Source organism: Burkholderia sp. AU18528, from assembly GCF_002223215.2.
Classification (GTDB): domain Bacteria; phylum Pseudomonadota; class Gammaproteobacteria; order Burkholderiales; family Burkholderiaceae; genus Burkholderia; species Burkholderia semiarida.
The window spans coordinates 383,819-404,261 of sequence record NZ_NKFC02000004.1 but is presented as its reverse complement, the minus strand read 5'-3'; the positions used below and the strand labels follow the sequence as shown (position 1 = coordinate 404,261).

Below are 20,443 nucleotides of genomic sequence, written 5' to 3'. Positions count from 1 at the left end.
CACGCACCCAGAAGATGAGCTTTCCACCCGCCTCCATGCTGTCCGACGGATTCTTTCTGTCGCTGTCGCTGTGTCTCGACATCGGCCTCGTCAATGTCGCGATGCTGTCGCTGACGCTGTCGCACGGCTTCCGGCCGGGCTTCTGGCTCGGCGTCGGATCGTGCGTCGGCGATCTCGTGTACGCGGCGCTCGCGCTCGCGGGAATGGCCGTGCTGCTGCAGTTCGAACCCGTGCGCTGGATCGTATGGATCGGCGGCGGCGCGGTGCTGCTGTTCCTCACGTGGAAGATGGCGCGCGAAGCGCTCGCGCCCGCCAAAGCGGCCGACGACGATGCGGACGCCCCGCTTCCGCCGCGGGCAAGCGCGCGGCGCAGTTTCATGCGCGGGATGCTGCTCGCGATGTCGTCGCCGAGCGCGATCCTGTGGTTCGCGGCGGTCGGCGGCGCGCTGATCGCGAAAGCCGGTGCGACCACTCCCGCCACCGCGTCGGTGTTCCTGACGGGCTTTTTCCTCGGCGGCCTCGCGTGGACGCTCTTCATGTGCACGCTCGCGAGCCAGGGCCGCAAGCGCGCGGGCGCCGGGCTGATGCGCGCTTGCCATGTCGCGTCGGCGCTGCTGTTCGCGTACTTTTCGTACAGCGTGATCGTCGGCGGCTACCGCGACCTGATCGTGCACGCGGCGTAATCGCGGCGGCGCCGCGCGCAGCCACGCACGTAACGGCGGCCCCAATGAAAAACGGCGCAGCGCCCCTCGCGGGACGTTGCGCCGTTTCGCCATGCGCGGTCAGGCCGCGCGGGGCGAATCAGCGACGCCAGTAGCCGTGATGGCCCCAGCCGCCATAACCGTGGCGCCAGTACGGGCGACCGTAGTAGCCGCCGACGACCACGGCGGGCGGCGGCGCATAGTAGGCCGGCGCCGGCGCGTAGTAGACGGGCGGAGGCGGCGGCGCGTAATACACGGGCGGCGGCGGTGCATAGACGGGATAAGCGGGCGCGACCGGGACACCGATGCCGACCCCGATCGACACGTGAGCCTGCGCGGCGCTTGCGGCACCCAGGCCCAGCGCGGCGGCGGCGATGAACGGAATGAGCTTTTTCACTTCGATTCTCCTGCTGGAGCGGTATTTTAGGCGCTCCCTGTCGGCAACGGCGGGCATGCACGTCGCATGGAAGCAATGTAGCGAAAACCCGCCCCGCGCGTATCGGGCATTTGTTGCAAATTGCAATCGCACGCGGCCGGAGCCGCCGTGTGGCGCGACACCCGGTGCGGGCGGCGCCCCTTGCGGGTCGCGCGATTCCGTCCGAGGAGACGGGCCGCCACACAACGACCGGTCAGTCTTACCGGATCCGTCGCGGGCACGGGGCGCGCGTACGTAATGAACGATTACAAATTAAAGACGAGATGCCGACATTTCAAGCGGGATACGGGCACGCGGTGTTTCGGGGTCGGATTCCTCGATCCTGATGCGGTCGTCATGCCGAGCGTCGGCCGGCCCGAATCGCGCCGCCTGTCGGTCATTCATACGTGCGGCGGCTCCGCAACCGACCTTCCACGGCACCGGCATCATTCCTGCGATACTGGCGGCTGCCTCGTTTTTGCTTACCGCCGCTGCCATGCCGCTTCCCGACACACCCCGCCTCGGCTTCATCGGCGCCGGCCGCCTCGCGCGCTGTATCGCGCAGCGCTTCGCGCAGGCCGGCTTCCCGGTCGTCGCGATCGCGAGCCGCACGCCTGCGTCGGCCGCCGGCCTCGCCGCACGCATCGACGGCTGCCGCGCGGTCGACACGCCGCAGCAGGTGGCCGACGCCGCCGACCTGATCTTCGTGACGACACCCGACGATCATCTCGCGTCGAGCGCCGCGGCGCTGCGCTTCGACCCATCGCGCGCCGCCGGCCAGGCGGTCGTCCATTGCAGCGGCGCGTCGGCGGTCACGCTGCTCGATCCGGCGAAGCAGCAAGGCGCGGCCACAGGCGGCTTCCATCCGCTCTATCTGTTCGGCGGCACCGACGCCGACCTCGCGCGCATCGACGGCTGCTCGGTCACGATCGAAGCGGAAGGTGCGCTGCACGCGACGCTGCTGCGACTTGCCGCCGCACTCGGCTGCCATCCGCTGTCGATTCCGGCCGGCGGCCGGATGCTGTATCACGCGGCCGCCCACTACGCGGCGAGCTTCGCGCTGTGCGGGCTGTCGGAAGCGGTCGAGCTGTGGCGCGGCCTCGGTTTCGACGAGGACGCCGCGCTGCGCGCGCTGTTGCCGATGCTCGCCGGCACGATCGAGACCGCGCGCGACAAGGGGCTCGCGAATGCGCTGGCCGGCCCGGTATCGCGCGGCGACACGGGCATCGTCGAGCGCCAGCTCGCGCTGCTCGAGGCGCGCGGCGGCGATCACGCGGCGCTGTATGCGCTGCTCACGCGCCGCGCGATCGCACTCGCGGCGAAGCGCGCGGCGCCGCCGGCATCGCTGCCGGCGCTGGCCGAAGCCGTCGAAACGTCGCTCGCGCGCGTGGCCGCGCACCCCTCCCCGCCGCGAGACGAGGCGTGATAAGGTGTCGGCCGATGCGCCGCCAACCGGCGTTGGCGGCCGCACGCTACTGACTGTAATAAAAAGGATGCCAACGATGTTCGGCGAGATCGCCCGTTTTCTGCTCAATACCGTCTTCACGCTATTCGGCGCCGCGCTGATTCTGCGCGTCTGGATGCAGGCCGTCCGCGTGCCGCCGTACAACCCCGTCACGCAAGCCGTGCTGCAGGCGACCAACTGGCTCGTGCTGCCGCTGCGCCGCGTGATCGCGGGCGTACGCGGCATCGACTGGGCCAGCGTCGTCGCCGCGCTGCTCACCGCGCTCGTCTACGTCGTGTTGATGGTCGTCATGGCCGGCTTCGATCCGGCCGCCGTGATCGCGACGCTCGTCGTGGTCGCGCTGCTCACCGTCGTGAAGTGGGCGCTCAACCTCGTGATCTGGATGACGATCCTGATGGCGCTGCTGTCGTGGCTCAACCCGCGCTCGCCGGCGATGCCGATCCTCTACCAGCTCACGGCGCCGTTCCTGAACCCGCTGCGCCGTGTGATCCCGAACCTCGGCGGCATCGACCTGTCGCCGATCCTGCTGTTCGTGATCGTGCAGGTGCTGCTGATGATCGTCACGCGCGCCGCCGTGTCGCTGACGATGTTCGGCATCTGATCCGGCGCGATGGGCCTACGCCGCCGGCCCCTGCGCCGGCGGTGCGCCGAGCGTGTCGATCACGCCGAACCGCGCGGGCATCATCGCGTAGCACGCGCGCACTTTCTCGCGCGACAGCCGCTCGAGCAGCCGCTGCGCCTCGTCCTCGGTGACGACGAATTCGACCTCGATCGCAAGCGAACCCTGCAGTTCGAAGAAGCGATCCTCGTGCAGCACGCGATGCTGGCCGAAACCGGCCATCGCGCGAAACGCGGACCCGCCCGCGACACCCATCCGGTTCGCCTCTTCCAATAGCCACTCCCACAGCGGCTTCCAGTGCAGCCGATGCTGCTCGTGCACGTAGAAGCGCAACAAGACTCTGTCCATCGCTCCCTCCGATGGCGGCCCGCTCAGGCCGCCGCGAGCCACGCGCGCGCGGTCCACATGCCGAGCGCCGTCAGCGCGAACGATCCAGTCAAGTGTAGGGCAGCCACCGCCAATGCCCATCCGAATTCGCCCTCGAGCGCGTGCGTCATCACTTCGACCGAATAGGTCGAGAACGTCGTGAGGCCGCCGAGAAAACCGGTGATCACGAACAGCCGCCACTCGGGCGGCAACCCGACGCGGACCGTGAACACGACGGCGGCCACGCCGATCACGTAGCCGCCGATCAGGTTCGACGCGAGCGTGCCGAGCGGCACCGCGGGAAAACAGGCGTTGAGCGCGAGGCTCAGGAACCAGCGCAGCAACGCGCCGAGGCCGGCGCCGACGAAGATCGCGACGATCGAATAGAACAAGGGCACCCCTCAGTGACGGCGCCGCGCGGCGCACGCGGCCTACGCTGAACTGTATGCGTAATCGCGCCACACCGGCAATGCCGACGAACCGGGCCGGCAGGCATCGGATCGCGTCGCGAGCGCATGATGCCTTTCACGATTTCCACCCGCGCGCCGCGGCGAACATTTACCAGGCAATTTCATCCGACATGACAAATCGATTCTGAATCGGCCAATTATTTATCAGCTTTTTAAAAACCGATAAAACCGTTCGATCCCGCTCGGACCAACCCTGTGAAATGCCCGTCCTACGTGGGCTCCACGTACTTTCCCTTATCAGACATTCCCGTATCCGGCCGATATTCGATGCAATTACCGCCGTCGATTTCGTAAAATCGTTTCGCCACCCCACTCCATCGACATGGAGACTCGAAAAATGAACGATATCCGCCTGTCGTCCATGTTGATTCCGGCGCTGTGCGCGTCGCTGCTCGCGTCCGGCGGTGCGCTCGCCGACGGCAACGGGCCGCCATCCTACGTCGAAGGCCACCGCGCACCGAACGGATTTGCCCGCCCGCCGTTCCACACGAAGTCGCGCGCGAGCACGGCCGCGATCGCCGGCCTCACGCCGGCACTCACGCGGCATGCATACGGATTCGACACGATCGCGAACCACGGCGACGGGATGGTCGTCGCGATCGTCGACGCGTACGACCACCCGAAGATCGAATCCGATCTCGGCGTGTTCAGCAATGCGTTCTCGCTGCCGGCCTGCACGTCGTCGAACGGCTGTTTCACCAAGGTGTACGCACGCGGTGGGCGGCCCAGGACCGATTCAGGCTGGGCGCTCGAGATCTCGCTCGACGTCGAATGGGTCCACGCGATCGCGCCGAAGGCGAAGATCCTGCTCGTCGAAGCCGCGTCGGCCAGCTTCAACGACCTGCTGGCCGCGGTCGACGTCGCGGTCAAGCGCGGCGCGTCGGTCGTGTCGATGAGTTTCGGCGGCAACGAATTCAGCGGCGAGACCGGCTTCGACAGCCATTTCAACGCACCCGGCGTCACGTTCGTCGCGTCGTCCGGCGACAGCGGCACCGGCACCGAATACCCGGCCGCGTCGCCTTATGTGGTGTCCGTCGGCGGCACGACGCTGTCGTCCGATACGGCCGGCAACTACATCGGCGAGGCGGCATGGAGCGGCAGCGGCGGCGGCGTGAGCGGCATCGAAGCCGAGCCGGCCGGCCAGACCGCATGGCCGGTTCCGGTGGCCGGCAAGCGCGGCGTGCCCGACGTCAGCTACGACGCGAATCCGTCCAGCGGTTTCGCGGTGTACGACTCGGTCGCCTATCAGGGGCAGGCCGGCTGGTTCCAGGTCGGCGGCACGAGCGCCGGTGCGCCGCAATGGGCGGCGCTCGTCGCGATCGCGAATTCGCTGCGCGCGGCGGCCGGCAAGAAAGCGTTGAGCGGCACCTACGACACGCTCTATACCGTCGGCAAAACCGCGTACGGCAGCGACTTTCACGACGTGACGACCGGGTCCAACGGTAATTGCGGCAGCATCTGCAACGCGGCGGGCGGCTACGACTACGTGACGGGCCTCGGTTCACCGATCGCGCCGGCGCTCGTGCAGGCGCTCGTCGCGCGGCCGTAGTCGCGCGGCCGCCATCACGCGGCTTCGGCGCAGGTCGGCGCGAAGCGCGGGGCTCAGCCGCCGCGCCATGCGCGGTCGAGCACGTTCAGCGTCGCCAGCGCACCGCCCTTCAGCCCGATCACGTCCGCCCGGCGCGCATGCGCCTCGCGCGCGTTGATGCGGATCACGTCGGCGCCGAGCCGTTCGCTCAGCAGACGCACGGTCGGAATCGCGGTGCCCGCGCCGATCTCGACTACCACCACGCGCCCGGCCTGCGCGATCCAGTCTTCCAGCGCACGCTCCTGCGCGTCGTAGCGCGCGCCGAGCCAGCCGGTGTCGCCGAACATCAGGATGTTCGGCCGCGCGAGACCGCCGCAGTGCGGGCAGCGCGGCATGTCGCCAACCAGGCGGCACGTCGCTTCGTCGACTTCCGGCACGAACGGGGCCGCGTCCCACGTCGCGTCCGTGCACGGGCGCAGGCATTGCATCGCATGAATCGAGCCGTGGATCTCGACGATGCGTGCCGGCTCGAAGCCGGCTTTCTGGAACTGGCCGTCGACGTTGCTCGTCAGCACGAAGCCGCCGTTCGGCATCGCGTCGATCCAGCGGCGCAGGATCGCGAAGCCCGCGTGCGGCGTCGTCGCGCGATAGAGCGCGAGACGATGCCCGTAGAATCCCCATGCGAGCGGCGCACGCGCACGAAATGCGTGCGGCGACGCGATCTCATGGAATTCGAAACGCTCGTGGCGCAGCGCCGGATACGCGCGCCAGAAGCCGTCCGTGCCGCGAAAATCGGGCAGCCCGGAATCGACGCCGATGCCGGCGCCGGCCGTGACGAGCAAGGCGTCGGCACGCGCGAGCGCGTCGACGGCGGACGCGACGAGATCGGCGGGAAGCGGCGCGATGGAATCGGCGGGATCAGCGGGATCGGAAGGCGGCATGATGGAGAAGCGGTGGCGTCGAACGTTGCGCGAGTGGCGTCGCGATCATACGCCGGTTCGGGCGTCGCGCCGCATCGGCAACGCAACTGCGTGGCGCGGCGCGCGTGCGGCTTCCGACAGTGCGAATACCGACCGTCCGCACCGCCGATACCGCGACGCGGCGCCCATGCTTGCTTAGTGACCCGAATCGTCCTGCCCAGCCGGAATCTCGTCGACCGCGAAATAGACCGGCTTGCCGAGTTGCCGCGCAAGCGCGACGTCCGCATCCGCCCCGCGCGACGCACCGTCGATGCGCAGCACCGCATCGCAGCGTCGCAGCAGCCGGTGCGCGGCCGGATACAGGAAGGTTTCGCCGATCGCGTCGCCCAGTTGCGTCGACCCGGCCGCGGCGGCGAGCGGGAGCGACACCCATTCGCCGATCATCGGCACGTGCCCGCGGCGATACACGGCGAGCGCCGCCGCTTCCAGCCGGTGCAGGTTCGCGGCGATGCGCGCCGGGTCGCCGTCCGTGCCGCTGCGATAGGGGCCGGCGACCAGCACGAGCCGCGGCGTCATGCGGCGCACGCGCCCGCGGTTTCCCGCAGCGCGACGTACTGCAGCAGCATGATCGTCTTCGCGTCGACGATCTCGCCGCGCTCGATCGCGTCCAGCGCAGCCTGCAGCGGCATCTCGACGACCTCCAGATCCTCGCCCTCTTCCGCGACGCCGCCGCCCGCGCCCGTGCGCAGCGACGCATCGTATTCGCCGACGAAGAAATGCAGCTTCTCCGTCACGGAGCCCGGGCTCATGAACGCCTCGAACACCTTGCGCACGCCGCGCACGCGATAGCCGGTCTCCTCCTCGGCCTCCGCGCGGATGCGCGCTTCGGGCGTTTCGTCGTCGAGCAGCCCGGCGGCCGCTTCGAGCAGCATGCCATCGTGCCCGCTCACGAACGCCGGCATCCGGAACTGCCGCGTCAGCAGCACGTCGCCCGTCTCGGCATGACGCAGCAGGATCGTCGCGCCGTTGCCGCGATCGTAGGTCTCGCGGCTCAGGCGCTGCCACGTCCCGTCGCGGCGCAGGAAATCGAACGTCACCTTCCTCAGCACATACCAGTCATCGGACAGCACCGTCGTATCGACGATGCGGACCCGCTCCCGCGTTGCAGCCATCGCAGCCTCCGGTTCGACAAAGGACGGCGCCCATGGTAACGTGCATATTCGTGCAATTTCAAGAATTTTCGTGCAAACACGATGCTGACGACGCAACGCAAGAAGGCGATCCTCGACGCGCTCGCGCGCGACGGCCAGGTGCTGGCCGCCGAGCTGAGCGTGCAATTCGGCGTGTCCGAAGACACGGTGCGCCGCGACCTGCGCGAACTCGCGGCCGAAGGGCGGTTGCAGCGCGTGCATGGCGGCGCGCTGCCGGCGTCGCCGGCCGTCGCGCCGTTCGCGCAGCGCGAAGCGCTCGAAACCACGGAGAAGCGGCGCATCGCACGGCGAGCCGCGCAGATGATCGCGCCCGGGCAGGTGGCGATCGTCGACGGCGGCACGACCTCCGCGCTGCTCGTCAGCCAGTTGCCGGCCGACCTGCGCGCGACGATCGTCACGCACAGCCCGAGCGTCGCGGTGGCGCTGGCCGCGCATTCGTCGATCGACGTGATCCTGATCGGCGGGCGACTCTACAAGCACTCGATCGTCGCGGTCGGCGCGGCGGCGATGGAAGGCATCGCGCGCATTCACGCGGACCTGTACTTCATGGGCGTCACGGGCATCCATCCGGCCGCGGGCCTGAGCACCGGTGATTTCGAGGAGGCGGCGATCAAGCGCGCGCTGTCCGAACGCGCGGCCGAGACGGTCGTGCTCGCGTCGCAGTCGAAACTGCGCGCGGCGTCGCAGTTCGTGATCGGCGAGCTCACGCTGGCGCAGACCATCGTCGTCGAAAAGGAAACCGACGCCGCGCTGACGAAGCCGATCGAGGCCGCGGGCGTGACCGTGGTGCGCGCGTAGCGCGCGTCGGGCCGGTCGCGTCGAATCGGTGCGGAGAGGGGGATGGTGCAGGCTTCGCGCCAATGTCAGCGTGCTGACAGGCACCGCTTGCTAACATGGGCGATCGCTCGATCGCCACGTGCCACCCGCCCGATGCCCTCGCCCTCCGCCATGACTCCCACTGCACCGCCCGCGGGCGACGCGCCGCCACCGGGCGTCCTCGCGCTGTTCATCGCATTCGCGCAGATCGGCCTGACCAGCTTCGGCGGCGGGCTCAGCGGGCGGATGATGCGCGATTTCGTGCACGAGCGGCGCTGGCTCGACGAAGAGGCGTTCCTCAATGGTCTCGCGCTGTCGCAAGCGTTGCCGGGCGTCAACGTGAAGAACCTCGCGATCTGGATCGGCTACCGGCTCGCCGGATGGCGCGGCGCGGTGGCCGGCTTCACCGGCATCATCGCGCCGCCGGCCGTGCTGATCGTGCTGTTCGGCGTCGCGTTCTCGACCCTCACGCGCTTCCCGCTCACGCATGTCGCGCTCGCCGGCGCGGCGGCCGCGGCGATCGGGCTGTCGATCTCGATGGCGATCACCGCCGTGCGCCGACTGCCGCGCCGCGTGCTGCCGTTCGCGGTGACGACGCTCACGTTCGTGTCGGTCGCGGTGCTGCACTGGCCGCTCGTGTGGACCGTGCTGATCGGCGGCACGCTGAGCGTCGCGCTCGAATACCGTCGCGCGGCCGCTGCGCCGGTCGGAAGTGACGCACGATGAACGCGTCCGCACGTTACGCAGCACTGTTCGGCGTGTTCGCGCCGCTGTCGATCGCGACGATCGGCGGTGGGCAGGCGGTCATCGCCGATATCCAGCGGCAAGTCGTCGATGTGCATCACTGGATGAGCGCCGCGCAATTCGTGAACGACTTCGCGATCGCACGGATGGCGCCGGGCCCCGGCTCGCTGCTGGCGACGCTGATCGGCTGGCAGGTGGCCGGCTTCTGGGGCGCGGTGATCGCGACGCTCGCGCTGTTCGGCCCGACCGCATTCCTGATCTACGGCGTCGCGCATCTATGGCGGCGACACCGGGGTGCGCGCTGGCAAATCGCGCTCGAAACCGGCCTGCGCCCGGTCGCGGCCGGCATGATCGTCGCGTCGGCGTGGGTGCTGGTGCAGGCGCTCGACGGCGGCTGGGCCGCCCGCGCGATCGCGGTGGCGTCGACGCTGTGCGTGATCTACACGCGTGTTCATGCGCTGCTGCTGATCGCGATCGGCGCGCTGCTGCTCGTCGGCGTGCATGCGCTCGGGGGCGTGTAGCGCGGCGGCGCGGCCGACGACCGCTTCGCTCCGCCGATTCGCAATGCTTGCCTATGGAGCGTGGGCGTGCGGTGCGTGGTTCGCTCGTCCGATCACGTGTCCGCTCCGCGATCGTTTGGCGATGCAGATTATGTGCGGCTTCTCGATGCGTGTCGCGATCGATGCGCTTGAGCGGTCAGCGGCGCGCTACAGGTTCGGATTCCGATACCGCGCGGAATACCTCGCGTGCATTGGCATGCAGTTCGAAACCGATACCCGGCGCCTGCGGCACGCGGGCGTATCCCGCATCGACGATTTCGCCATCGGCGAGCCCGCTGAACGGATGGAATGCGAACGGGCTGACTTCCGCGCCACCGAGCCCGAGCGCCGCGACGACGTGCAGCGAGAACAGATGGCCGCCGTGCGGCCAGAACGCATCGCGCCGCCAGCCGCGCGACACGAAGTGGTCGACGATCTGCAGATAGCCCGGCAACCCGTACGCATGCACTGGATCGAACACCAGCACGTCGCGGTCGGGACGCAGGCCGCCGTACCGGTCGAGTAGCTTCGCTTCCGCAAGCGAGAACAGCGCTTCGCCTGCTGCGATCGGCGATGCGTAGCGCTTGGCGACGTCTGCCTGGAGCGGCAGATCAAGCGGATCGCAGAGGTCCTCGAACCACCAGAGGTCGAACGGCGCGAGCATGTCGGCCGCCTCGTACACGGTCGTCGCGTCGTACGTGTTCATCGCATCGACCGCGAGATGCGAGGTGCCGGCTAGCTGCGCGGCAGCGGCTTCGATACGGCGCCGGTCGAGATCGAAATCCGCGCCGCCGATCTTGATCTTCGCGTGCGTGTAGCCGAGATCGACGATCCGGCGTATCTCATCCGACAAGCGCGCGAGATCGTCGTGCGGATAGCGGTAGCCTCCGCCCGCGTACACGCGCACGCGCGGCGCCGCCGTGCGTCCGAGACGATCGGCGAGAAAGCGATCGAGCGGCAGGTCGGCGATCTTCGCAGCGGCGTCCCAGATCGCCATGTCCAGCGTGCCGACCGCGACGCAGCGTTCGCCGTGCCCGCCCGGCTTCTCGCCGGCCATCATCGCGCGCCATGCGCGAAACGGGTCGAGGTTCGTGCCGCCTTCGTCGGCGAGTGCGTCGGCGGCGACCAGCAGGCGCGGCGCGAACCGTTCGCGGATCAGGCCGCCCTGCGCGAAGCGGCCGATCGACGCGTAGCCGTAGCCCGTCACCGGGCGGCCGTCGCGCACGACGTCAGTGACGACCGCGACGATGCTCGTCGTCAGGCCGCCGGACGGAATCGCCGGATCGGCATAGCGGGAAACGGGAATCGCGCGTTCGTGGATCGCGGTGATGCGCATGGTCGGGGCTCCGGAGAGGCGTCCGGCGCAGGCGCAAGCTTCACGCGCAGCAGCGGAAACGGTGGGCGGATCGCTGCATCTTAGGGGTTTGCGTGTTTGCGTGCAGGACCCGCGGCATCGTCATCGCGTCGTCATCGACAACCGCGCGCCGCCTTCATCACGTGTTGCAGCCGGAAAGCAGAACGCCGAGCGTATAACCACGCTCGGCGCACTGTTTCCGAACCTGGGCGACGTTGATCGAGGCGGAATTCCCGTTCGCCACTCCTGCCTTCGTGCACCGGGACAAGATAAGGCGACGAGAATAGCCCGCGCCGGGAGAATCGGCGGGCCCGCTCAGACAAACTCAGGCGAATACGAAGTACTTGCGCACCGTCTCGACCACTTCCCACGTCCCCTTCATGCCGGGTTCGATCACGAACACGTCGCCGGCTTTCAGGTGCACCGGCTCCTCGCCTTCCGGCGTGATGATGCAGTAGCCATCGAGGAAGTGGCAGTACTCCCATTTTTCGTAATTCACCTCGAACTTGCCCGGCGTGCAGATCCAGGTACCCATGATCTTGCTGCCGTCCTTCGAGACGTACGCGTTGAGGTTCACGGTGTGCGGATCGCCGCCGATGCGCTTCCACTTGGTCGCGTCAACGACAGGCGTCGGGCAGGTTTTGCGCAGAACGGTGATGAAATCGGACATGTCGGCTCCAGACTGACGATCGTATGAAAGACCTGTCACGTTAGTTCGAAAGCTTTACCCGGGCTTGTATGCTTCCGACGCCGACTCGTCTATTTTCGACATTGGCTGGCGGGCCGCCTCACGTTGCAGTCGACGTGCTCGCATAGCGCCATTCGTTCACTGTCGAGATGCTGGGCTCGTACCCTCTACGCGTATGAACAGAAGCACGGCACATCGAAAACCACACAAACCATCTGCCCTGCTACGTGGCTTGACGCCCGAGTTAGAGTTGCTGCGGCCAACGACGCAACACCCCTTCGTCGGGGCCGATCGACGTGCTCTTGTTCCAATCGCGATTCAATTGTTCGGCTGAGGGTCCGAGTAATGCCAAATGACCATTCCCCATGCCGTGCGTTGAGGTCCTGGCATAGGCGTTCCGGCCTCGACATAAACCGAATCTTTCACGGCAGGACTTTGCCAATAGCCGGCGCGCGGACAAGGCTCCCCGGGCAGGGCACGTAGCCTTGGTTGCGCAGCAGGCTTGGGGAGGTAGGTCTCCTCCTCTGCCGGGATGCTGCCGTCCCGATAACGCTTGTCTTCCCACAATAGCCGCCAGCGCACCACATGTTCGTCGTTGGTACCTTCCAACAGGTACTTGTGGGCGATACTGCCCTTGAGGAAGTAACTCGGACATCCAACCTTGCCAGCCGGAAACCATGGTTCCCAGATACCCTCGACAGGAATCTCCTGATCGCTGCAAACCTCGCCGCTTGCGGATTCGTTCTTGGGCGGACAGGGAGGAAGCGATGCGGGATAGGTACGACCGGGTGGCCAATATCGCCAAGCAGGAAATAACGGATCCTGGAACAACGATTCATACGTCCAATGCTTGAACACACGAGTACCGCCGTCGGCACGCTTGCCATAGGTAAGGTATTCGGAAAAATCGAGCCCGACAGTACACTTGAGCGCCTGACAGCTCAACTCTTCAATCCACGCCCCTTCCGCATACCCCGTTGCATATTCGAAATCCGAAAACCTCGTATCCCTCACGCCAAGCGCGTGGAAAAACGGATCATATGTTCGACCGACCTCGTGCGCACTCCGCCCGAACAAAAGGTCCCCGCCCTTCTCGCTACCCGTTATGAGCGCATCGTAAGCCGAGCGCTTGTCGGCACCTTGCCGCAATGTCTCAATGCCTTGATCCATCCTCACCAACGCATTCAGGAAATCGCTGACATACGCTGCCTCCGATTCCTCCTGATTTGGGCTCGGCGTGTCCAATTGCTTGGCATACGCGTGAAGAAAGTCCCTGTACAGACTAACTGCATGGTCCAGGAACGTAACGCTTGTCCATTTCTTGAGCAGGTAAAATGCTTTGGCACGCGCATCCAGCTCCTGCTCAGGCGTCATGGTCAAAGTATTCAGCATCATTGGTTCTGTTCTTCCGTCGATTGTTTTCCGCCATTGGCGATGGCTCGCCGCGCATAGCCTTCCTGTCTGATCTTGTCCGATCGCTCACGCTCGGCCAGCATGAGCGCTCGCGCGGTTGCTTGATCGGGTAGCTTAACGTCGATCCAATGCGTCCGAAGTGCCTTGAGCTGCCCGTTCGCGAGCTACGCTTCTATCCATTTTTTCACGGGCGCATTAAACGAGTGCTCAAAGTCCACGAAGAATTGAAGATCGCCTCCGACCAGCAAACGCATGGTGGCAACTTCTTTTTCGTTGTCCCATTGCTCGGCAATCCGCCCCTTCCACCCGACACTGCCAGCGACGCCACCGCTCCAGCGTCGAGTGATGCCAGCCGCCAAATCCTTCCGCTTGCCATCCGCCAGCAAACCCCTGTAGAACTATCCGTTCTGCGGGCGTCGTATAATGGCCAACACCTCAGCTTCCCAAGCCCCGGCGCGTTAATCAGAGTCACTGTCTACGCGCATTCTCACGTCATAATTTCTCCCAGCTCCACGAAGAACCACTGTTCATGCGCGCTTCGCTGCGATGCCAGTTTTCACCCGGCGCCAACTGCAAGAAGCTGACGATATAGCCGCCGCTCCCTGATGACACTCCTCAGTTGAAGCATCGACAAAACTCGCATCGGTGGAGTCTGCGCACGCAAGGAATGCGGTACAGTTAGGTTCCAATCAGGGACCGAGCGATGAGAGAGATTCAGGCGAAAACGCGCAGCGTGCGCGAACTGCTGAGCGATACCAAATACGGCATCGACTATTACCAGCGTGAGTACAAGTGGCAGCCCAAGCAGATCGTCGAACTGGTCTCCGACCTCACCTCAGCATTCCTCGAAGAGTACCAACCACAGCACGAGCGCAAGGACGTAGCCTCTTACGGCCACTACTTCCTGGGCTCCATCGTCATCAGCCAGCCGGACGATAAAAAGCAGATCGTCGATGGTCAGCAGCGGCTGACCAGCCTCACGCTGCTGCTGATCTACCTACACAGCATCCAGAAAGACCGGACGGATGCAGTTTCGGTCGAGAAGATGATCTTCTCCGACGAGTACGGCGAGAAGTCTTTCAATCTCGATATTCCCGAACGCAACGAGTGCATGAACGCGCTGTTCGACGGCGAGCCATATGATTCCATCGATCAGGTCGAATCGATACGGAACCTGATCGGACGCTACAACGACATCGTTGACGCATTTCCCGACGAGATTGCTACCGGTAAGGCACTACCTTACTTCGTCGATTGGCTCCGTAACAAAACGCAATTGGTCGAGATCACGGCATACGCCGATGCTGACGCCTACACGATCTTCGAGACCATGAATGACCGAGGGCTGTCGCTATCGAATACGGACATGCTCAAGGGCTACCTGCTCGCAAGCATCACCGACACAGCAAAGCGCGCTGAGGCCAATAAGGAAATTAAGAACTGGTTGCTCGCCTTTGCCAAGCATGACAGCGACGGGGAAACTAAAGAAAGCGAAGCAGACTTCTTCAAGGCCTGGCTGCGAGCGAAGTATGCGCAGGGCATCCGTGAACGAAAGAAAGGCGCAAAACCGGAAGACTTCGACCTGATCGGCACGGAATATCATCGCTGGGTTCGCGACCGGGACGATCTAATCGGCCTCAATACCAGTGACGATTTCAGCCGCTGGGTGCGTCAGGACCTCCGATTCTTCGCTCGCATCTACCTGAATGTGTTGGAAGCATCCACGACTTTGACGCCGGGACTGGAATCCATCCGTTTCAACGCTGACCACGGCTTTACTCAGCAATTTCAAGTCCTGCTTGCCCCACTGCTACCGACCGATGACGAAGTCACGGTGAAGGCAAAGCTCAAACTGACGGCAGACTACCTTGATTGCTGGCTCAATCGCCGGCTTTGGAATTTTAAATCGATTGACTACTCGACCCTGCAATACGCCACCTTCTTGCTGACCAAGGATCTGCGCAATTTGCCGTTAGACGTGCTGCGCGACAAATTGATCACGAGATTGACCTTGGAAGAACTCGAACTGCCATTGGACGATCAACCTTACCTCAACAATTGGAATGCCAAGAGTCTGCATCGCCAGTTGGCTCGATTCACGCACTGGATAGAAGAGCAAAGCGGGCAGCCGGGGAGATACCATGAATACATCGTTCGCTCGGGCAAGAATGCCCACGAGATCGAACACCTGTGGGCCAACCATTTCGAGCGTCACACCGATGAATTCACTCATGCCCAAGACTTTTCCGCACATCGCAACAAGGTCGGAGGACTCGTGCTGCTGCCGAAGAAGATCAACGCGAGCCTGAACGACAAGCCGTATAGCGACAAGCTAGAGCATTACCGGAGCGAGAACCTACTCGCCAGATCGCTACACCCCTTGTGCTACGTTCACAACCCAGGATTCGTAAGGCTGAAGGCGGAGACCGGTTTGCCGTTCAATCCGTTCAACGAATTCAAGAAGGCAGACTTCGACAAGCGCTTCAGCCTCTACAAGGGGATTGCAGAACGGCTGTGGTCAACCAACCGATTGAAGGAGGGAGCCTGATAACGATCGAGACACCGCTCGATCATCAAGCCATGCCAGTTTCGATGCCAGCGGCCAAAACGCCCCGCTTGCCATCCCCACCCAACTCCCTGTAGAATTACGCGTTCTGCGGGCGTCGTATAATGGCCATTACCTCAGCTTCCCAAGCTGATGACGTGGGTTCGATTCCCATCGCCCGCTCCACTTTCCGGCTGCCCTGCAGCCTGCGCATGAGCCGCCTCTTCCCTCGTCGAAGGCGGCTTTTTTGTACCATGCGCTGAATCGCCCGGCAGCACTGCTGCGCAACGGGCTCTCGCCCGAACCGAGCCTTTCTCTGTACCGATGATGCACAACGATCCGAACGAAGCCGGCCTGCCGCCGCACGACGACGCCATTCCCGACGAGGCCGACCAAGCCGCCGAAGGCGCCGACGAAGCCAACCCGCTGCATCGCCGCCGCATCCGCAGCTTCGTGACGCGCGCCGGCCGCGTATCGACCGGCCAGCGCCGCGCGATCGACGAGTTCGGCCCGCGCTTCGTCGTCCCGTATGCGCCGGCGCTGCCCGACTGGAACGCGATCTTCGGCCGCACTGCACCGCGCATCCTCGAGATCGGTTTCGGGATGGGCGCGTCGACCGCGGAAATCGCCGCGCACCGCCCGGGCGACGATTTCCTCGGCGTCGAGGTGCACGAGCCGGGCGTCGGTGCGCTGCTGAAGCTGATCGGCGAGCAGGATCTGACGAACATCCGCATCATCCAGCACGACGCGGTCGAGGTGCTCGAGCACATGATCGCGCCGGAAAGCCTCGACGGCGTGCACATCTTCTTCCCCGATCCGTGGCACAAGGCGCGTCACCACAAGCGCCGGCTGATCCAGCCGCCGCTCGTCGCGCATCTCGCGTCGCGACTGAAGCCCGGCGCGTACCTGCACTGCGCGACCGACTGGCAGAACTACGCGGAGCAGATGCTGGAAGTGCTCGGCGCGGAACCGACGCTCGAGAACACGGCCGCCGACTACGCGCCGCGCCCTGACTACCGCCCGGTGACGAAGTTCGAACGGCGCGGGCTGCGGCTCGGCCACGGCGTGTGGGACCTGGTGTTCCGCAAGCGCGCAGGCTGAACGCCCCGCCCCGCGCAAAATAAAAAAGCCCGACCGGCATCTCGCGCCGGTCGGGCTTTTTTATCGAAGGCGCACCGGCCTTCGCATTCGCCTCACGACCAGTTCAGCCACCCGCTGTAACCGACCAGCAGCACGAACAGCCCGAACGCGATCCGGTACCACGCGAACACCGTGAAATCGTGCGTCGCGACGTAGCGCAGCAGCCAGCGCACGCACACGAACGCGCTGACGAACGCCGACACGAGCCCGAGCGCGAACAGCCCGAGCGAGTCGACGGTGAACGCCTGCCAGTCCTTCACGGTTTCATAGAGCGTCGCGCCGAAGATGATCGGAATCGCGAGAAAGAACGAGAATTCGGTGGCCACGCGGCGGTCGAGGCCGAACAGCATCCCGCCGATGATCGTCGAGCCCGAGCGCGACATGCCGGGCACCAGCGCGAAGCACTGCGCGAGTCCGACCTTGAATGCGTCGAGCGGCGTCAGCGCATCGACCGACATCACGCGCGGCGGCTGGCCGCGTTCGCGCTGCCGCGCCTCGGCCCACAGGATGATCGCGCCGCCGACGACGAGCGCGAACGCGACGGGCACCGGCGAGAACAGCACGGCCTTGATCTTCTTCTCGAGCAGGAGGCCGAGCGCGATCGCGGGAATCGTCGCGATCACGACGTTCAGCGTGAAGCGCCGCGCGTCGGGCCGGCTCGGCAGCCCGGACACGACGGACGCGATCCGCTGCCGGTATTCCCAGCAGACCGCGAGGATCGCGCCGAACTGGATCACGACGTCGAATGTCTTCGCGTGCGAATCGTTGAAATTCAGGAAGCTGCCCGCGACGATCAGGTGACCGGTGCTCGACACCGGCAGGAATTCCGTCAGCCCCTCGACGACGCCGAGGATCAATGCCTTGCAGATCAGGATCCAGTCCATCCGTGGCCCAACTCCGAAATGGTCGAAAGAAAAGGCCACTCTTGCGCGCGCGGCCCGCCCGGCCGTGCGCGCCCCGTCGTCACTTTTCGACGATCGCCACGCGTATGCCGTTTGTAAGGATCGTAATTGTACCGGGTTCGTAGTTCACCCCGGCAAATTGCAGTTGTTCCGGCTTGAACGTGTAGATCGGGTAGTTGGTCAGCAACTGCGTCGCGAGCAGCCCGGCGGCCGCGCCCACCTGCTGCGCGTACATCTGCGCGTCGCCGTCGAGCACGAGGCTGTCGACGGCCGGCGCCCTCAGCACCACCGAGCGGCTCGGCGCGTCGTACGCGAGCTGGCCCGACACGGTGAACTTGCCGCTGACGGGCGCGCGCAGGAACGGGCTCGCGAAATTCGCGTCGAGCTGCACGGCGACGCGGTTCTGGTCGGGCAGCAGGTTGACGGCCGGGTTCGCGAGCGACACGTCGACGACCTGCGCGACCGTCTTCTGGTAAGGAAACTTGCGCGCGACGGCCTTCTGCACGTCGCCGCGCGAGAACGTGTAGTGATCGGGGATGAACGGGAACGTCGACGCGCACGCGGCAAGCGATACGCACACGCCGGCGGCGCCGATGGCGGCAGCGAGAAAACGGCGCCGGCCGGGCGCGCGAGGGACGGTCATGCTGAACTCTCTCCTGGATGCGCCGGCCGCGTCGCGGCCTCGAGGCGCGTGAGCCACGCGAGCGCGTCGTCGCGCGACGCGCCGCACATGTCGGCGGACGGCTGCAGCCCGGAGCAGCACGCGGGGCGCTCGGGCCGGCCGAAGATCATGCAGCGCAGGTCGTCGCCGAGCTGCACGCAGCGCACGCCGGCCGGCTTGCCGTCGGGCATGCCCGGAATCGGGCTGGAAATCGACGGCGCGATGCAGCACGCGCCGCAGCCCTCGCGGCACGCGTGCGGCGGCGGGACTTCGGCGGGCGCCGGGCGGACAGGCATTTCGACGGACACTCGGCTCTCTCGACGAACAACGAAAAACGGTGCGGCAACCGGACGCGGTATCCGGCAGCCCTACCCCGCATTGTGCCATCGCCGGCTGCGACGTTATTACACAATGCAGGCCGACCGCGCGTTCATATACTCGAAAGCATCTAAAAAGCGCGAGACCGTCATGCATTCTGGTTCTGCCGACACGATGTTCCGTCCCGATTTGCTCACGAAATACGGCGCGAACGGGCCGCGCTATACGTCGTACCCCACCGCGCTGCAATTCCGCGACGACTTCGATCCGGCCGGCTACGTGCGCGCGGCCGGCGACCCCGGCGCGTCGTCGAGCGACCTGTCGCTGTACTTCCACATCCCGTTCTGCAACACCGCGTGCTTCTACTGCGGCTGCAACAAGATCGCGACCAACAACCGCCGCCGCGCGCGCCCGTATCTCGACCAACTCAAGCGCGAAATGGCGTTGCAGGCCGCGCTGTTCGATCCGTCCCGCCCCGTCACGCAGCTGCATTGGGGCGGCGGTACGCCGACCTTCCTGTCCGACGACGAAACGGCCGAGCTGATGGCCGCCACGCGCGAGCATTTCGCGCTCGCGGCGGACGCCGACGCCGAGTTCTCGATCGAGATCGATCCGCGCACGGTCACGCCGGCCACGCTCGTCCACCTGCGCACGATCGGCTTCAACCGGCTGAGCCTCGGCGTGCAGGATTTCGACCCGGCCGTGCAGCAGGCGATCAACCGCGTCCAGCCGCGCGCGATGACGGCCGACCTGCTCGCCGCCGCGCGGGCGACGGGCTTCCATTCGGTGAGCGTGGACCTGATCTACGGGCTGCCGCACCAGACGGTCGCGGTGTTCGCACGCACGCTGGAGACGATCATCGAGCTCGCGCCCGATCGCCTGTCGGTGTTCGGCTACGCGCACATGCCGCACCTGTTCAAGATGCAGCGGCAGATCGACGATGCGACGCTGCCGCCGCCGGAGACGCGCATCGCGCTGCTCGGCCTCGCGATCGACATGCTGACGTCGGCCGGCTACGTGTACATCGGGATGGACCACTTCGCGCGGCCGTCCGACGAACTGGTGCGCGCGCAGCGCAACGGCACGCTGCAGCGCAATTTCCAGGGCTACAGCACGCGCGCGGATACCGACCTGATCGGCTTCGGCGTGTCGTCGATCGGCAAGGTCGGCGACGTCTACGCGCAGAACGCGAAGGACTTGCCCGCGTACGGCGCCGCGCTCGACGCGGGCCGGCTGCCGATCGCGCGCGGCGTACGGCTCACGCCCGACGACCGGCTGCGCCGGGACGTGATCACGCAGCTGATGTGCAATCTCGAACTGCCGTTCTCGCATGTCGAGGCCGCGCACGGCATCCGCTTCGCCGATCATTTCGCGCGCGAGCTCGACGCGCTGCGCCCGTTCGAGCGCGACGGGCTGCTGACGATCGCGCGCGACCGGCTGACGATCCATCCGGCCGGCCGGATGGTCGTGCGCAACATCGCGATGGCGTTCGACGCGTATCTCGGCCAGACGCCGCGGCAGCGCTACTCGCGCACGGTTTAGGGCCGTTCGCGCGGGCCATGGGGCGGGCGCCGGCCGCACGCGGGCGGCCGGTTTGATAGAGTGTGAGGCTTACACCCGCTTCGCCA

Annotated in this window: 23 protein-coding genes and 1 tRNA gene; 11 read left to right on the top strand and 13 right to left on the bottom strand. The window is 65.8% G+C overall.

Features of this window, described 5'->3' with window-relative positions; translation table 11 throughout:
* Positions 1-14 precede the first annotated feature (14 nt).
* Positions 15-683, top strand: coding sequence for a LysE family translocator (locus CFB52_RS04510; protein WP_059641723.1), 669 nt, complete (start codon positions 15-17; stop codon positions 681-683).
* 118 nt (positions 684-801) lie between these two features.
* On the opposite strand, the gene CFB52_RS04505 is transcribed toward CFB52_RS04510, so the two are convergent.
* Positions 802-1,098: a hypothetical protein gene (locus CFB52_RS04505; protein ID WP_059574146.1), complete on the bottom strand. Its 297-nt coding sequence runs from the start codon at positions 1,096-1,098 to the stop codon at positions 802-804.
* A 514-nt stretch (positions 1,099-1,612) separates the two neighbouring features.
* Here CFB52_RS04505 and CFB52_RS04495 point away from each other — a divergent pair.
* A complete protein-coding gene (locus tag CFB52_RS04495; protein ID WP_059574147.1) occupies positions 1,613-2,542 on the top strand; it encodes a Rossmann-like and DUF2520 domain-containing protein in 930 nt (309 codons plus the stop codon).
* A gap of 76 nt (positions 2,543-2,618) precedes the next feature.
* The gene (locus CFB52_RS04490; RefSeq protein WP_006488584.1) at positions 2,619-3,182 is read left to right on the top strand and encodes a YggT family protein; all 564 of its coding nucleotides are present in this window, start codon (positions 2,619-2,621) and stop codon (positions 3,180-3,182) included.
* A 15-nt stretch (positions 3,183-3,197) separates the two neighbouring features.
* Here the strand turns inward: CFB52_RS04490 and CFB52_RS04485 are convergent, their stop codons facing one another.
* Together CFB52_RS04485 and crcB are read right to left on the bottom strand one after the other, a co-directional pair.
* Positions 3,198-3,548: a DUF190 domain-containing protein gene (locus tag CFB52_RS04485; protein WP_059574148.1), complete on the bottom strand. Its 351-nt coding sequence runs from the start codon at positions 3,546-3,548 to the stop codon at positions 3,198-3,200.
* Between the two features lie 23 nt (positions 3,549-3,571).
* Positions 3,572-3,958 carry a fluoride efflux transporter CrcB gene (gene crcB / locus CFB52_RS04480; RefSeq protein ID WP_059574149.1) on the bottom strand — a complete coding sequence of 129 codons (387 nt, stop codon included), beginning with the start codon at positions 3,956-3,958 and terminating at the stop codon, positions 3,572-3,574.
* A 415-nt stretch (positions 3,959-4,373) separates the two neighbouring features.
* On the opposite strand from crcB, the gene CFB52_RS04475 reads away from it, so the two are divergent.
* Positions 4,374-5,585, top strand: coding sequence for a S53 family peptidase (locus CFB52_RS04475; RefSeq protein WP_099316152.1), 1,212 nt, complete (start codon positions 4,374-4,376; stop codon positions 5,583-5,585).
* 53 nt (positions 5,586-5,638) lie between these two features.
* On the opposite strand, the gene CFB52_RS04470 is transcribed toward CFB52_RS04475, so the two are convergent.
* The 3 genes from CFB52_RS04470 to CFB52_RS04460 form a co-directional block, all read right to left on the bottom strand.
* A complete protein-coding gene (locus CFB52_RS04470) occupies positions 5,639-6,505 on the bottom strand; it encodes a Sir2 family NAD-dependent protein deacetylase (protein WP_089464598.1) in 867 nt (288 codons plus the stop codon).
* Between the two features lie 174 nt (positions 6,506-6,679).
* Positions 6,680-7,060: a hypothetical protein gene (locus tag CFB52_RS04465; protein WP_059574152.1), complete on the bottom strand. Its 381-nt coding sequence runs from the start codon at positions 7,058-7,060 to the stop codon at positions 6,680-6,682.
* The gene (locus tag CFB52_RS04460; RefSeq protein WP_099316151.1) at positions 7,057-7,656 is read right to left on the bottom strand and encodes an NUDIX domain-containing protein; all 600 of its coding nucleotides are present in this window, start codon (positions 7,654-7,656) and stop codon (positions 7,057-7,059) included. The genes CFB52_RS04465 and CFB52_RS04460 overlap by 4 nt, the downstream gene beginning before the upstream one ends.
* A gap of 81 nt (positions 7,657-7,737) precedes the next feature.
* Here CFB52_RS04460 and CFB52_RS04455 point away from each other — a divergent pair, with 81 nt between their 5' ends.
* From CFB52_RS04455 to CFB52_RS04445, 3 genes are all read left to right on the top strand, one after another.
* Positions 7,738-8,493, top strand: coding sequence for a DeoR/GlpR family DNA-binding transcription regulator (locus tag CFB52_RS04455; protein WP_099316150.1), 756 nt, complete (start codon positions 7,738-7,740; stop codon positions 8,491-8,493).
* A 132-nt stretch (positions 8,494-8,625) separates the two neighbouring features.
* Positions 8,626-9,237, top strand: coding sequence for a chromate transporter (locus CFB52_RS04450; RefSeq protein ID WP_099316149.1), 612 nt, complete (start codon positions 8,626-8,628; stop codon positions 9,235-9,237).
* Positions 9,234-9,776, top strand: a complete 543-nt coding sequence (locus tag CFB52_RS04445; RefSeq protein ID WP_060312962.1) for a chromate transporter — start codon at positions 9,234-9,236, stop codon at positions 9,774-9,776. Before CFB52_RS04450 ends, CFB52_RS04445 begins: the two co-directional genes overlap by 4 nt.
* Before the next feature lie 175 nt (positions 9,777-9,951).
* Here CFB52_RS04445 and CFB52_RS04440 read toward each other — a convergent pair whose 3' ends face one another.
* The 4 genes from CFB52_RS04440 to CFB52_RS34995 form a co-directional block, all read right to left on the bottom strand.
* Positions 9,952-11,130 (bottom strand): mandelate racemase/muconate lactonizing enzyme family protein, encoded by a 1,179-nt coding sequence (locus tag CFB52_RS04440; RefSeq protein ID WP_099316148.1) that lies wholly within the window; start codon positions 11,128-11,130, stop codon positions 9,952-9,954.
* A gap of 343 nt (positions 11,131-11,473) precedes the next feature.
* Positions 11,474-11,818 (bottom strand): cupin domain-containing protein, encoded by a 345-nt coding sequence (locus tag CFB52_RS04435; RefSeq protein ID WP_059448122.1) that lies wholly within the window; start codon positions 11,816-11,818, stop codon positions 11,474-11,476.
* A 336-nt stretch (positions 11,819-12,154) separates the two neighbouring features.
* Positions 12,155-13,231 carry an Imm71 family immunity protein gene (locus tag CFB52_RS04430; RefSeq protein WP_099316147.1) on the bottom strand — a complete coding sequence of 359 codons (1,077 nt, stop codon included), beginning with the start codon at positions 13,229-13,231 and terminating at the stop codon, positions 12,155-12,157.
* A gap of 182 nt (positions 13,232-13,413) precedes the next feature.
* Entirely contained in the window at positions 13,414-13,635 is a 222-nt protein-coding gene (locus CFB52_RS34995; protein ID WP_257219975.1) for a hypothetical protein, read from the bottom strand.
* A 317-nt stretch (positions 13,636-13,952) separates the two neighbouring features.
* On the opposite strand from CFB52_RS34995, the gene CFB52_RS04420 reads away from it, so the two are divergent.
* The 3 genes from CFB52_RS04420 to trmB all read left to right on the top strand — a co-directional run bounded on the left by CFB52_RS04420 (position 13,953) and on the right by trmB (position 16,895).
* Positions 13,953-15,797 carry a DUF262 domain-containing protein gene (locus CFB52_RS04420; protein ID WP_099316146.1) on the top strand — a complete coding sequence of 615 codons (1,845 nt, stop codon included), beginning with the start codon at positions 13,953-13,955 and terminating at the stop codon, positions 15,795-15,797.
* Between the two features lie 108 nt (positions 15,798-15,905).
* A tRNA-Gly gene (locus CFB52_RS04415) sits at positions 15,906-15,980 on the top strand.
* Between the two features lie 138 nt (positions 15,981-16,118).
* Positions 16,119-16,895 carry a tRNA (guanosine(46)-N7)-methyltransferase TrmB gene (trmB, locus tag CFB52_RS04410; protein WP_099316145.1) on the top strand — a complete coding sequence of 259 codons (777 nt, stop codon included), beginning with the start codon at positions 16,119-16,121 and terminating at the stop codon, positions 16,893-16,895.
* Positions 16,896-16,987: 92 nt separating this feature from the next.
* Here trmB and CFB52_RS04405 read toward each other — a convergent pair whose 3' ends face one another.
* The 3 genes from CFB52_RS04405 to CFB52_RS04395 form a co-directional block, all read right to left on the bottom strand.
* On the bottom strand, positions 16,988-17,818 hold the full coding sequence (locus CFB52_RS04405; RefSeq protein ID WP_099316144.1) for an undecaprenyl-diphosphate phosphatase: 831 nt from the start codon (positions 17,816-17,818) through the stop codon (positions 16,988-16,990).
* 79 nt (positions 17,819-17,897) lie between these two features.
* Complete coding sequence (locus CFB52_RS04400) at positions 17,898-18,479, bottom strand: DUF1439 domain-containing protein (protein WP_099316143.1); 582 nt, start codon at positions 18,477-18,479, stop codon at positions 17,898-17,900.
* Positions 18,476-18,793: a YkgJ family cysteine cluster protein gene (locus CFB52_RS04395; RefSeq protein ID WP_027783753.1), complete on the bottom strand. Its 318-nt coding sequence runs from the start codon at positions 18,791-18,793 to the stop codon at positions 18,476-18,478. The genes CFB52_RS04400 and CFB52_RS04395 overlap by 4 nt, the downstream gene beginning before the upstream one ends.
* Before the next feature lie 172 nt (positions 18,794-18,965).
* Here CFB52_RS04395 and hemN point away from each other — a divergent pair, with 172 nt between their 5' ends.
* Positions 18,966-20,357, top strand: a complete 1,392-nt coding sequence (hemN, locus tag CFB52_RS04390; protein ID WP_099316613.1) for an oxygen-independent coproporphyrinogen III oxidase — start codon at positions 18,966-18,968, stop codon at positions 20,355-20,357.
* Positions 20,358-20,443 lie beyond the last annotated feature (86 nt).